The sequence below is a fragment of the Streptomyces sp. NPDC058864 genome, from assembly GCF_042742985.1.
Lineage (GTDB): Bacteria > Actinomycetota > Actinomycetes > Streptomycetales > Streptomycetaceae > Actinacidiphila.
Genome location: NZ_JBHYMQ010000122.1, coordinates 1 through 13057, shown reverse-complemented (window position 1 = coordinate 13057; position 13057 = coordinate 1). Strand labels below are relative to the sequence as shown.

10 protein-coding genes and 1 pseudogene are annotated in these 13057 nt (G+C 76.0%); 5 read left to right on the top strand and 6 right to left on the bottom strand.

Going from position 1 to position 13057, the window contains the following annotated elements:
* Positions 1–89 precede the first annotated feature (89 nt).
* Positions 90–251 (bottom strand): hydrophobic protein, encoded by a 162-nt coding sequence (locus ACFW3D_RS40905; protein WP_389246803.1) that lies wholly within the window; start codon positions 249–251, stop codon positions 90–92.
* A gap of 168 nt (positions 252–419) precedes the next feature.
* On the opposite strand from ACFW3D_RS40905, the gene ACFW3D_RS40900 reads away from it, so the two are divergent.
* Complete coding sequence (locus ACFW3D_RS40900) at positions 420–1655, top strand: aminotransferase class I/II-fold pyridoxal phosphate-dependent enzyme (protein WP_500513486.1); 1236 nt, start codon at positions 420–422, stop codon at positions 1653–1655.
* A gap of 462 nt (positions 1656–2117) precedes the next feature.
* Here ACFW3D_RS40900 and ACFW3D_RS40895 read toward each other — a convergent pair whose 3' ends face one another.
* Positions 2118–2786: a DedA family protein gene (locus tag ACFW3D_RS40895; RefSeq protein ID WP_500513485.1), complete on the bottom strand. Its 669-nt coding sequence runs from the start codon at positions 2784–2786 to the stop codon at positions 2118–2120.
* A complete protein-coding gene (locus ACFW3D_RS40890; RefSeq protein ID WP_500513484.1) occupies positions 2783–3565 on the bottom strand; it encodes an MBL fold metallo-hydrolase in 783 nt (260 codons plus the stop codon). Before ACFW3D_RS40890 ends, ACFW3D_RS40895 begins: the two co-directional genes overlap by 4 nt.
* A gap of 170 nt (positions 3566–3735) precedes the next feature.
* Here ACFW3D_RS40890 and ACFW3D_RS40885 point away from each other — a divergent pair, with 170 nt between their 5' ends.
* Positions 3736–5946 carry a phage holin family protein gene (locus ACFW3D_RS40885; RefSeq protein ID WP_500513483.1) on the top strand — a complete coding sequence of 737 codons (2211 nt, stop codon included), beginning with the start codon at positions 3736–3738 and terminating at the stop codon, positions 5944–5946.
* Positions 5947–6133: 187 nt separating this feature from the next.
* Positions 6134–6565 carry a DUF7919 family protein gene (locus ACFW3D_RS40880; protein ID WP_500513482.1) on the top strand — a complete coding sequence of 144 codons (432 nt, stop codon included), beginning with the start codon at positions 6134–6136 and terminating at the stop codon, positions 6563–6565.
* 11 nt (positions 6566–6576) lie between these two features.
* Here ACFW3D_RS40880 and ACFW3D_RS40875 read toward each other — a convergent pair whose 3' ends face one another.
* Together ACFW3D_RS40875 and ACFW3D_RS40870 are read right to left on the bottom strand one after the other, a co-directional pair.
* Entirely contained in the window at positions 6577–7680 is a 1104-nt protein-coding gene (locus ACFW3D_RS40875) for a calcium:cation antiporter (RefSeq protein WP_500513481.1), read from the bottom strand.
* A 62-nt stretch (positions 7681–7742) separates the two neighbouring features.
* Positions 7743–10127: a SpoIIE family protein phosphatase gene (locus ACFW3D_RS40870; RefSeq protein ID WP_500513480.1), complete on the bottom strand. Its 2385-nt coding sequence runs from the start codon at positions 10125–10127 to the stop codon at positions 7743–7745.
* Between the two features lie 136 nt (positions 10128–10263).
* Here ACFW3D_RS40870 and ACFW3D_RS40865 point away from each other — a divergent pair, with 136 nt between their 5' ends.
* Positions 10264–11274, top strand: coding sequence for a helix-turn-helix transcriptional regulator (locus ACFW3D_RS40865; RefSeq protein ID WP_500513479.1), 1011 nt, complete (start codon positions 10264–10266; stop codon positions 11272–11274).
* Between the two features lie 184 nt (positions 11275–11458).
* On the opposite strand, the pseudogene ACFW3D_RS40860 reads toward ACFW3D_RS40865, so the two are convergent.
* A pseudogene (locus tag ACFW3D_RS40860) lies at positions 11459–12496 on the bottom strand (MFS transporter); the annotation flags it as partial.
* A gap of 7 nt (positions 12497–12503) precedes the next feature.
* Between ACFW3D_RS40860 and ACFW3D_RS40855 the strand changes: the two are divergent.
* Positions 12504–13007, top strand: coding sequence for a DinB family protein (locus ACFW3D_RS40855; RefSeq protein ID WP_500513478.1), 504 nt, complete (start codon positions 12504–12506; stop codon positions 13005–13007).
* Positions 13008–13057 lie beyond the last annotated feature (50 nt).

Genomic DNA, 13057 nt, shown 5'->3' with positions numbered 1-13057 from the left:
GGGGGGGGCGCCCCGGGGGGGGGGGGGGGGGGGGGGGGGCCCCGCGGCCCCCCCCCCCACGCCCCGCGTTCCGCTCGCGGTTCCGTGCGCTACCACCGGTACCAGCGCGAGCCGCCGGAACCGCTGCGTGCCACGAATCCGAGCAGCCACAGCACCAGGACGACCAGGGCGACCCACCAGAGGACCTTGACGGCGAAACCCGCGCCGAAAAGGACGAGGGCCAGCAGCAGAACGAGTAGCAACGGGACCATGGGAACACCTCCTGGCTTCCGGTTGCCCTGGATTCCCGGCGGCACGCACAGGGAATCCGGGCGCCCCGGCGGCGGGAGTCCGGAGCGCGTGCGAGGGTGGCGGCGGGGGCCGGGCCGCGGGCCCGGTCACCCGGATCCCGCCGGCCACCCGATCCACCGGAGGCACGGATGCAGCGGACCTCACCGCCGGCCCCGGCCGGGCGCCTCGCGCGGACCGGCCGGCGGCCCGATCCCGGGTTGCCGGTGCCGCCGTACTGGGCGGAGCGGCTTTCCGCACGCATGCCGGGCGGCGCCGCACCGGAGCCGCCCGGGGGCGGCGACGCGGTGCGCGCGGCCGCCGCGGGCCACTGGGAGCGCCGTGGGCTCGCCACGACCGCCGCCGACACCGTCGCCACGCCCGGGGCGGAGCCCCTGCTGCTGGCGCTTCTCACGGCGGTGGACGGCGATGTCGTGCTCGCCAGGCCCGCCGCCGAGTGGCAGGCGCCGCTGGTGCGCATGCTGGGCCGGCGGGCCACGACCGTGCAGACCCCCGCGGTCGGCGGCGGCGCCCCCGATCCCTTCGCCCTGCTGGAAGCGGTACGCCGGGCCCGCGCGGACGGCGCCGACCCGCGGGTGCTGCTCATGGCGGCCGCCGACGACCCCAGCGGGACGGTGACGCCCCCGGAACTGCTGCACGAGGTGTGCGAGGCGGCCGAGCAGTGCGGGCTCCTGCTGGTCTCGGACGAGACGTACGCCGACACCGTGCACCGTCCGCACGAGACCGTGCTGCTCACCCCCGCCGAGACGCTGCCCGGCCGGACGGTCGTCGTCACCGACCTGTGCGCGGCCCTTGCCCCGCCGTCCTGGCCCGTTGCGGTCGCCCGCTTCCCGGCCACCGCGGAGGGCGCCCGGCTGCGCGCCGCCGTCGCGGACCACTGCGCCGGGCTGCGTGCGGTGCTCCCGGAGCCGGTGGCCGCCGCGGCCGCCCACGCGCTCGCCGAGGGCGCCGAGGTCCGGGCGCACCTCGCCGCCGCCGCCCGCCTGCACGCCGCTCTCGGCGCCGCCGCCCACCAGGCGGTCACCCGCGCAGGTGCCCTGAGCCGCCCGCCCGAGGCGGGCTTCCACCTCTACGCGGACCTCGGCCCCCTGCGGCACGCCCTGGCCGCCGCCGGCGTCACGGACGCCCCGACCCTGGAAGCCGCCCTCTCCGCCCGCCTCGGCCGTCCCGTCCCCGGCGGCCACCGCTTCGGCGACGACCCCTCCGCCCTCCACGTCCGCATCGACACCGGCCCCCTCCACGGCACCGACGACGCCCAGCGCCACGCCGCCCTCACCTCCCCGAGCCCGCTCGAACTTCCCCACGTCGCGGACGCGTTGGCCGATCTGGAGGCGGCGATCACCGACCTGGCCGCGGGCGCCGCGTGAGCGCCGCCGCGTGCCGATGCGCTGTCGCGAACGCGCGGCCGTCCGGGCCGGGTTCCGCGACGTCGGTGCTTTCCGGGGCGGAGCCGGTAGCGGCTGCCGGGCTCTACCGCCGGTGGCCGCGAGCGGCGCCCTCACGACGGTCGTGGACGGCGGGACCGCCCGCACCCTCGGGCGCCCGTGCCCCTCGCCGCGCCCGGCCTGCCGAAGGCGCGGCGGCGGGCCCGGGGCACACCTCCCGCCGGGAGGCGGCCGGGGTGTTCGTCGGAGGTGGCGTGGGCTGCGTGAGGTCGGCGCACGGTGCGCGTGGCTGCCGGGACGGGCTGCCATCCGCGGTTGACCGGGGTGAGACCGATGTCGGGCCCATGCGACCCATGGTTGCTTCCCGGGGCGGAGCCGACGCGTGCGCCCGGCCTGCCGAAGGTGCGGCGGCGGGCCCGGGGCACACCTCCGTCCGGGGGGCGGTCAGGGGCCGGGGTGTTCCGCCGGGGTGTCGTCCGCGGTGGTGGGGGTGGCGGCGGAGCCGCGGAGGCGGCGCCGGAACTGGGGGGCGGAGGCGATGAGGAGGGTGAGGGCGACGGCGAGGAGGACGCCCTGCCAGGGCTCGGGGAAGAGGGTGCCGCCGAGGATGCCGATGAGCTGGTAGGCCGCCGCCCAGGCGAGGCAGGCGGGGACGTCGCCGCGGGCGAAGCGGCGGACGGGCATCTCCGCGAGCAGACAGGCGACCATCACCGGGATGCGGCCGGCGGGTATGAGGCGGGACAGGACGAGGACGGTCACGCCGTGCTCGTCGAGCCGGCGTTGCGCGTCGGCGAGGCGCGCGGGGTCGGCCCGCTCCTGCAACTGCCGCAGCCAGCGCGAGCCGTTGCGGGAGCGCACACCGCGGTGGCCGAGCAGGTAGAGACCCATGTCGCCGATGAAGGCGGCGCCCGAGGCGATGACGAAGACCAGGGCCAGCGAGAAGGGGGCGGTCTGGTGGAAGGCCACGACGGCGGCGCTGCTGACGAGCGCGCCGGTGGGCACGACCGGCACGAGCGAGCCGAGCACGACCAGCAGGAACAGCGAGGGGTAGCCGACCACCTGCCCGGTGGACTGGGAGGTCGTCTGCTCCGCGAGCAGGGTGAGTCCGCTCACCTGGCGGCCTCCAGCAGCATGCTCTCCCCGTGGTCCAGCCGGTGCACCGCCACCGCGGGGGCGAACTGCCCGGCGAGCCGGACGAACTCGTCGCCGGGGGAGTGGAATTCGTGGGGGCGGACGGCGTCCATGCCGATCGGCCAGTACGTCCCGTAGTGGATGGGCACGGCGGCGCGCGGCGCGAGCCGTGCCAGGGCCCGGGCGGCGCGCGCCGCGTCGAGGTGGCCGGTGCCGAGGAACGGCCCCCAGCCGCCGACCGGCAGCAGGGCGGCGTCGCAGGGGCCGACCTCGTCCGCCATCGCGTCGAACAGCCCGGTGTCCCCGGCGAAGTACGTCCGTTCCTCGCCCACCAGCACGTAACCCAGCGCGGGGGAGCGGCGCGGCCCGTACGGCAGGCGCCGTCCGTCGTGCGCGGCGCTCACCACGCGTACCGTCAGCGTGTCCACCTTCACCTCGTCACCGGGGGCGACCTCGGTCAGCTCCAGCTGCCGGTCCGCGGCGAGCCGCCGCAGCCGGGGCACCGCGGCGGGGGCACCGCGCGGCACCAGTACCCGGGTACCCCGGGAGAGCCGGGCCAGCGAGCCGGTGTGCAGGTGGTCGGCGTGCAGGTGGGAGACGACGGCGACGTCCGCCAGCGCCGCACCCGGCGGTGGCACCGCTCCGCGCCGTCTGCGCAGGTGGGCCAGGCGCGGGGCGAACAGCGGATCGGTGAGCACCCGCACCCCCGAGTCGCGCACGGTCACCGTCGCGTGCCCCCACCAGGTGATCTCGACCGCCACTCGTGCCTCCTCGTCTCCCCCCCCCGAGCCTATGCTCCGGCGCGCCCGCCGTGTGCCCCCGGTGCGCGGCGGGGCGCCGGGAAGACTGTGACAGTCTGGGGGTATTCGTGTTCGGGGACGCAGACAGACGTGGGCAGACGGCGGCAGACGTGAGGAGACGTGAGGAAAGGGTGGGCGTGCTGCGTCGGTGGCGGGCCGCCGGGGGCGCGATCGTCCGCGTGCTGGTCGTGTGGGCGGTGTCGACGGCGACGATGGCCGTGCTCGCCGGGATCCTGCCCGACTTCCGCATCCAGTCGCCCACCGGCGACAGCCCCACCCGCATCGCGGTGACGGCCGCGGCCGCCGCCGGGGCGTTCGGTCTGCTGAGCGCGCTGGTCTGGCCGGTGCTCGTCCGGGCCGTGCTGCTGGTGCCCGCGCTGGTGCTGGGTGTGCTGGTGTTCTTCCTCAACGGCTCGCTGCTGCTGCTCGCGCTCCGCTTCACCCCGGACTGGCAGGGCGACATCGCGCCGGCCACGGCCGTGGTGATCGCCGCCGTGATGTCGGCGGCCTCCTCCGCGACGAGTACGACGCTCGCCATGCGCGACGACGCTGCGTACGGCCGCCGGCTGGCCCGCCTGGCCGGCCGGCGCCGGGACGCGGGCCACGACGCGGCCGGTGCGGACGGTACCCGCGAGCCGGGTTTCGTCTTCGTCCAGCTGGACGGCGTCGGGTACGACGTGCTGCGCGAGGCCGTACGCCCGGTCACGCGCAAGGGACGCCTGCGCCCGCCCGCGATGGGGACCGTCGCCGGATGGCTCGACGGCAGCCACCGGCTGGTGCCGTGGACCACCGACTGGAGCAGCCAGACCGGCGCCAGCCAGCTGGCCATCCTGCACGGCAGCAACGAGGACGTGCCGGCCTTCCGCTGGTACGAGAAGGAGACCGGGCAGGTCATGGTCTGCAACCGGCCTTCCTGCGCCGCCGAGCTGGAGCGCCGCGCCGTCGCCCGCACCGGGCGGGCGGGGCTGCTGGCGCCGGACGGCGCGAGCCGGGGCAACCTGTTCAGCGGCGGCGCCGAGCAACTGGCGCTGGTGATGTCGGTGTCGACCCGCCGCCGGCGCTTCTCCGCCGACCGGCTCGCGATGGCCCGGCTGCGGTCCCGGGCGGTCGGCGCCCCGGAGGGCGGCGACCCCGCGGCCGTGCTCGCCCGGGTCGGCGCGACCCGCTCCCGGACCGGCTACTTCGCGTACTTCTCGGACCCGGCCAACGCCGTGCGCACCGCCGCGTCCTTCTTCGCGGAGGTCGTCCGCGAGGTCATCGAGTCCGTCTCCGCGCGGCTGCGCCACGAGCGTCCGCGGGTGCGGCGCGGCGGGCTCTACCCCTTTCTGCGCGCCTTCGCCACCGTCGTCGAGCGCGACGTGGCGGTGGCCGCCGTCGTCGGCGACATGCTCGCCGGGCGCGGCGCCGTCTACGCCGACCTCGTCGCGTACGACGAGGTCGCGCACCACTCGGGGCCGCGCAGCGGGGACGCGATGCGGGTGCTGCGGAGTCTGGACCGCGCCATCCGGCTGGTCGCCGACGCCTCCCGGTACGCGCCGCGGCCCTACCGGATCGTGCTGCTCTCCGACCACGGCCAGAGCCACGGGGAGACCTTCGAGACCGCGTACGGGCTGACGCTGAGGGACCTGGTGCGGGCGGGGTGCGGGCTGCCGGTGCGCCGTCGCGCCCGGGGCACGGCGAGCGGCGCCGAGGCCCGCGCGGCGGCCCGGGCGGCACTGCACCGGCCGGAGCACGGGGGCCGCGCGGGCGAGGAGCAGGAGACGGCCGGGCCGTCCTCGGACCCGGTGGTGCTGGCCTCGGGGAACCTGGCGCTGATCTCCTTCCCCGACCTGCCGGGGCGCGCGGACCGGCAGGGCGTCGAGGCCCGCCACCCGGCTTTGCTGCGGACCCTCGCCGAACACCCGGGCATCGGTTTCGTGCTGGTCCTGGACCGGGAGCGCGGGCCGCTGGTGCTGGGCGGGGACGGCGGTGAGCACGAGCTGGAGACGGGACGGGTCACCGGCCGCGACCCGCTGGCGCCGTTCGGGCCGGGCGCGGCGGCCGCGGTGCTGCGCACCGCCCGCTTCCCGCACGCGGCCGACATCATGGTCAACTCCGCGTACGACCCGGTCAGCCGGGCCGTGCACGCCTTCGAGGAGCAGGTGGGCTCGCACGGCGGCCTGGGCGGCGACCAGAGCCGCGCCTTCCTGCTGCACCCCTTCGACCTGGACGGACCCGACCCGTCGGCCCGGCTGGTGGGCGCGGGAGCCGTGCACGAGCTGCTGGCCGGCTGGCTCGGCCGCAAGCCCGTGGCGGCGCCGCCGGTCGCGGACGGTCTGGACGAGCAGCCGGTCGCCGGCTGACGCGCGCCGTGTTCGGGACTGTTGTCCGCCGCCGGTCTCCTTCGGGTGGTTCCCGTTCCGCCGGAGGCGCGGAGGCGGGGGTCCGCCACGTGCGGGTGATTGACCTACGGGCGCCGCTGCTGGACGCTTGCCCGCGATCGATCGGACGGTGGCGCGCGGGCGGGGTCCGCGGGCGGGAGAGGCTGCGATGCCGTACTACGAGGACCTGAGTCCGTACGCGTACTTCACAGAAACGATTCCGCCGGATGTCTCCGCCCACGCGGTCGGCTGGCTGGACCCCGCCCACCCCTTCCCGCAGGCTGAGCCCTCCGCGGAGTTCGCCGACCGTCTCTTCGCCCTGTGCCGCGACCACCTGTGCGCCATCACCCACGGCTGGTACGGCTGCATGCTGTGCCGCCGCAGGCTGATCGGGGGCGGGCGTTTCAATCCGGTGAGCGTGTCCCGCGGCGGTGAGCGGATCCTCGTGGGCCACGGGGAGGTACGGGTGGAGGACGGCGCCGGCGCCTGGCTGATCGCCCCCGACCTGGTCGTCCACTACGTACTGGCGCACCGCTACGCCCCGCCCGAGTCCTTCGTCGAGGCCGTCCTGGCCGGCCGTGTCGTCGCCGGCTGCCGGTAGGCCGCACCCGCTCACGGGCTGATCGCGAGCACCACGTACGCCGCCAGCAGAGCCAGGTGCACCCCGCCCTGCAGGGGGGTGGCGCGTCCCGGTATCACCGTCAGGGTGCCCACGGCGACGGTGATCGCCAGCAGCACCATGTGCGTGGCGCCCAGCCCCAGCAGCAGTGGGCCGGACATCCAGACCGACGCCACCGCGACCGCCGGGATGGTCAGCCCGATGCTCGCCATCGCCGAGCCGAGCGCCAGGTTGAGGCTGGTCTGCACCCGGTCGCGGGCGGCCGCGCGGACCGCGGCGATGGTCTCGGGCAGCAGCACCAGCAGGGCGATGACGACGCCGACGAAGGAGGACGGCAGACCGGCGTACTGCACGCCCTGCTCGATCGTCGGCGACTCCACCTTGGCCAGCCCCACGACCGCGACCAGCGCCACCACCAGCAGCGCCAGGCTGAACAGCGCGGCGCGGGCGGTCGGCGGGACGGTGTCGTCCTCCGAGACGTCGATCACCTCCCCGCCCGGCTTCACCGGCAGGAAGTACGCCCGGTGCCGCACCGTCTGCGTCGCCACGAACAGGCCGTACAGCACCAGCGACGCCAGTGCGGCGAAGGTGAGCTGGGCGGTGGAGAACCGCGGGCCGGGGGTGCTGGTGGTGAACGTCGGCAGCACCAGGCTGAGGGTGGCCAGGGTCGCCACCGTCGCCAGCGACGCCCCCGTCCCCTCCGGGTTGAAGACCGCCACCCGCCGCCGCAGCGCCCCCACCAGCAGGCAGAGCCCCATGATGCCGTTGCAGGTGATCATGACCGCCGCGAAGACGGTGTCGCGGGCCAGGCCCGCGCTCTTCGGGCCGCCGTCCGCCGTCAGGGTGAGGATCAGGGCCACCTCGATCACGGTCACCGCCACCGCCAGCACGAGCGCCCCGTAGGGTTCGCCGACCCGGTGCGCCACCACCTCCGCGTGGTGGACGGCGGCGAGCACCGCGACGGCCAGGAAGACCGCGACGACCACGACCACGGCCACCGGCAGCGCCCGTCCCCACGTCAGGGCCAGCAGGACCACCGAGAGCACCGGGACGAGGACCGTCCAGTGCAGGGCGGACACGGGGAAGCGAGCGGTCATGCCTCCGAGACTGACAGCTCGTCAGGGTCGGCGCGACGCGGGGAACCCGGACGTGCCGCCACTCATCGCCCGGCCGGGGGAAACGCCTGTTCGGCCCAGATGGTCTTGCCCGCGGAGGTCTGCCGGGTGCCCCAGGCCTGGCTCAACTGCGCGACCAGCAGCAGGCCGCGGCCGCCCTCGTCGTCGGACAGCGCACGGCGCAGGTGCGGTGCGGTGCTGCTGCCGTCCGAGACCTCGCAGATCAGGGTGCGGTCACGGATGAGCCGCAGCTGGATCGGCGGGGCGCCGTAGCGGATCGCGTTGGTCACCAGCTCGCTCACCACCAGCTCGGTGACGAACACGGTCTCGTCCAGGCCCCAGGCGACCAGCCGCTCCGCCACCGCCTGCCGCGCGTCCGCGACGTGTGCGGGATCGCCGGGCAGGTCCCACACCGCGACCTGGCCGTCGTCGAGCGCCCGGGTACGGACGAGCAGCAGCGCGACGTCGTCCACGGGGCGGTCCGACGGGAGGGTCTTCAGGACGGTGTCGCAGGCCGCCTCGATCGTCGGGGCGGGGGCGGCCAGCGCGGAGCGCAGCCGCGCCAGTCCCGCGTCCAGGTCGAAGTCCCGGCTCTTGACCAGGCCGTCGGTGTAGAGCGCCAGCAGGCTGCCCTCCGGCAGTTCCAGATCCAGCGCCTCGAACGGCAGCCCCCCGACGCCCAGCGGCGGACCGGCGGAGACCGGGACCATCTCGACCCGGCCGTCGGGGAAGCGCACGGCCGGCGCCGGGTGCCCGGCGCTGGCGAGGGCGCAGCGGCGCGCGATGGGGTCGTACACGGCGACCAGGCAGGTCGCGCCGAGCTCGCCGCTGGTCTCGGCCGGGGACACCTCCCGGCCCTGGCCGTCCTCGGGATCCAGGTGCGTGACCAGGTCGTCGAGGTGGGTGAGCAGCTCGTCCGGCGCCAGGTCCACGTCCGCGAGGGTGCGCACCGCCGTCCGCAGCCGTCCCATCGTCGCCGAGGCGTGGATGCCGTGGCCCACGACGTCGCCCACGACCAGGCCCACCCGCGTCCCGGACAGCGGGATGACGTCGAACCAGTCGCCCCCGACCCCCGCCCGGGCCCCGGCCGGCAGGTAGCGCGAGGCCACCTCCACCGCGGCCTGCTCCCGCAGCCGCAGCGGCAGCAGGCTGCGCTGGAGGGTCAGCGCCGTGGAGTGCTCCCGCGTGTAGCGGCGCGCGTTGTCGACGCACACCGCGGCCCGCCCGGCGAGTTCCTCGGTCAGCGTCAGGTCGTCCTCGGTGAACTGCTCCGGACGCGCCCAGCGGATGAACACCGCCACCCCGAGGGTGATGCCGCGCGCCCGCAGGGGCACCGCCAGCACCGAATGGATGCCGTACTCCTGGACCTTGGCGTCCCGCAGGCTGTTCTGCGCCAGCCACAGCGTGAAGTCCGGGTGCCCCAGCAGGCTGAGCACGGGCCGGCCGGTGGCCAGGGCCCGGGAGGGCGGGGAGAACTCCGGGTAGACGTCGAGCTCGCCGAGGTCGACGGCCGCGTCGGGGGCGCGGCCCGACGCGGTGCGGTGGGCGACGCGGCGCAGCTCCACCCCGTGGCCGGGCGGACCCGGCGGGGGCTCCTCGCCGTGCAGCACCGAGTCCAGCAGGTCCACGCTGGCGAAGTCGGCGAAGCGCGGCACGGCCAGCTCCGCGAGCTCGTCGGCGGTGCGCACGACGTCCAGGGTGGTGCCGAGCCGCGCACCGGCCTCGTTCAGCAGGGCCAGCCGCCGGCGCCCCCGGAACTGCTCGGTGCTGTCGAACGCCGCGCTCGCCACGCCCCGGATCCGGCCCCACGGGTCCCGCACCGGCCACATCTCGGTGCTCCACGCCCGCTCGCCCCCCGCGGGCCCGCCGGCGGCCGCGCTCTCGTAGTGCGCCGCCCGGCCGGTCTCCGCGACCTGCCGCAGGTGCTCGTTGAACCCGCGGCGCCCCTCGTCGTCCAGGAGCGGCCCGGTGAAGGGCCGCCCGCTCAGGTCCGCCGCGGGGACCCCGATCATGTCCGCCGCCGTGTCGTTGACCCGGTGGTAGCGCAGGCCGGTGTCGTACGTGGCCATGGCGACGGACGACTGCTGGAAGGCCCACAGCAGGAGCGCCGTGTCCGAGTCGACGGGCGCGGCGGTGACGACGCAGCCGCCGGGCCGTTCGTCGGCGTCCAGCGCGGGCGAGACCCGTACGTCGAGTTCGACTTCCCGCCCGTCCCGGCAGTGCGCCCGCACCCGGCCGCGCCACTCGCGGTCGACCGCGACGGCCCCCTCGTCCGCACCGAACACCTCGGCGACCGGGTGCCCCACGGCTTCCGCCGCCGAGTGCCCGAGCAGCCGCCGTGCCCCCGCGCTCCATCCCGTGACCACCCCGCGCGCGCTGACGGTGACCACGGCCGTGGCGGCCGGGTCCTCGGGGTCACTCGTGTTCATCGTCGGCGATCACACACCTGTCGCAGTCCCTACCTCCCCAGAGTGCGCGCTGCGCCGGACACCATCAAATCGGCCCCGGCCGCCCCGCGCCCCTGCCCCGGTGCCACTGTCGGTGGCGGCGGCGATACTGACCGCCATGCGCGCGAGCCGGCTGGTCTCCCTCCTGCTGCTCCTCCAGTCGCGGGGCCGGATGACCGCCGCGGAGCTGGCGGAGGAGCTGGAGGTGTCCGTACGCACGATCTACCGGGACGTGCAGTCGCTGCACGAGGCGGGCATCCCGCTGTACGGCGACGCCGGGCACGAGGGCGGTTACCGGCTCCTCGACGGCTACCGCACCCGGCTCACGGGCCTCACCGCCGACGAGACGCAGGCGTGGTTCCTGGCCGCACTGCCCGATCCGGCCGCACAGCTGGGGCTGGGGGAGGCCGCGGCGGCGGCCCGGCTGAAGTTCAGCGCCGCGCTGCCGCCGGCACTGCGGGAGCGGGCGGAGCGGGTGCGGGAGCGGTTCCTGCTGGACGCGCCCGGCTGGTACAGCTCCGACGAGCAGGTGCCGCACCTGCCCGTGGTGGCCGACGCCGTGTGGAACCGGCAGGCGGTACGGGTGCGTTACCGCCGCTGGCGCGAGCCCGCAGAGACCGACCGCAGGCTGGAGCCGTACGGGCTGGTGCTCAAGGCGGGCCGCTGGTACGTGGTCGCCCACGACGGCCGCGAGCGGCGCACGTACCGCGTGGACCAGATGCTCGAGGTGTGCGTCCTCGACGAGACGTTCGCGACCCCGCCCGGCTTCGACCTCGCCGGGTACTGGCGGGAGTACCTCGCCGGATTCCACGCGCGGCTCCACCGGGAGCAGGCGCTGATCCGGCTGTCGCCGCGCGGCGCCGAGCGGCTGCCCGCGCTGCTGTCGCGCGCCGTGGCCCGGGCGGTGGCCGAGGACGGCGAACGGGAACCGGACGGCTGGGTCCGCGCCCGTGTGCCCATCGAGTCGGTCGCGCACGCGCACGGCGAGTTCCTCAGGCTCGGCGCGGATCTGGAAGTCCTGGCACCGGTTCCGCTGCGGGAGCAGCTGGCGGAGTCGGCGCGGGCACTCGCCGCCCTCTACGCGCCGCCGCGAGCCACACCGCCGCCCCCGCGGACGCCACCACGCTGAGAGCGGCGACCGCCGCGAAACCGGTCGGCACCCCGGCGCGGACGGTCACCGCCGAGGTCGCGAGCATCACGGCCACGGTCGCGGCGAGCCCGTACGCGTTCGCCGTCCCGAAGGCCCGTCCCACGCGGTCCTCGTCGGCCGCCGTCATCAGCAGCGTCCGCGAGGCGATGCGCGCCTGTCCGAAGACGAACGCCCCGGCCGGTACGAGCAGCAGCAGCCCCGTCACCCCGAACCGGGGCTGCAGCGCGAACAGCACGGCGCAGACCCCGAAGCCGGTGAGCGCCAGCCGCAGGTCGCCCAGCCGGGCCCCCGTGCGCCGGTACGCGGCCGCCGCCAGCAGGAAACCGGCGCCGCCGAGCGCGTCCACCGCGCCGACGACGGCGGCGCCCCGGTGCAGCTCGGCGATGACCAGCACCGGCATCAGCGCGTTGAAGACGGTCACCACCACACTGCCCTGGGCGTACAGCACGACCAGGGGCCCGAGCGGCCGCCGCTGGGCGCCCGGCCGCACCGTGGGCGCGGCGGCGGCCGAGCCCACCGCGACCGACCGCCCCGGACCGCGCCCGGTCGCGAGGACGAGGGCCGCGGAGGCCACGAAGGTCGCCGAATTGAACACGAACAGCGGGGCGGGCCCGGCGTACTGCAGGGCGAGACCGCCGACCGCCGCCGACAGCAGCATGCCGCTCTGCAACGCCATCTCGTAGTGGGCGTTGAACCGCCGCAGCCGCCCCTCGGGCACCCGTTCCCTGATCAGCGCCGCGCTCACCGGCACGAAGAGCGCGGCCGCCATCGCCAGCGCCAGGTTGCTGCCGTAGACGACCGCTCCCCGCGGCCAGCCCAGTGCCGTCCCGAATGCCGGTACCAGGGCCACGACGGCGCTGAGCAGGTCGCAGCCCGCCCACAGCGCCCGACGGTCGAAGCGGTCTGCCAGCCGGCCCGCCAACGGCGACAGCACGGCCTGGGGCACGGCGACGGCGATGAAGAGCCAGCCCACGTCGAGCACCGAGCCCTGGGCGCGCACCATCAGCAGCGCCGCGGCGATCAGCTGGATGTTGTTGCCCAGGGAGGTGATGAACACGGCGGGCAGGAGGAGGCGTTGGGTACGTCCGGTGGTGGTCACGGGGACCGATGGTCCCGCTCTCCGCTGACATCTGCTGTCAGGGAGACGCCGCGGGGTGCCCCGGTTAATCGGTGGACGCACGGCCGGAGTTCCCGACAGCATTCCGCCGATGACGAGAACAGACACACCCACCGCCTGGGACGAGCGCTCCGCGCTGACGACCCTCCTCGACTACGCCCGTGACACCGCCCGCGCCAAGTGCGAGGGCGTCTCCCCCGAGCACGTCCGCAGCGCCCCGCTCCCGGGTTCCCCGCTGATGACGCTCGGCGGACTGATCAACCACCTCCGCTGGGTCGAGTACTACTGGTTCGAGGTGGTGTTCCTCGGCGGCGAGGACGAGGGCCCGTGGACGGACGAGGACCCCGACCGCGAGATGCGGATCGCCGCGGACATTCCGCTCGCCGACCTGCTGGCCGACTACGAGGCGCACACCGCCCGCTACCGCGAACTGGTCGCCGGGCACGAGCTGGACGCCCCCGCCAAGCGCCCCATCCGCGACGGCCGCCACCCCAATCTGCGGTGGATCCTGCTGCACCTCGTCGAGGAGACCTCCCGCCACAACGGCCACCTCGACGTCCTGCGGGAACTGGCCGACGGCACCACGGGCGTGTAGGGGTAGCCGGCCCGGAGGCGCCGGTGCGGGTGGGCGGTTCGGCTGTCCCG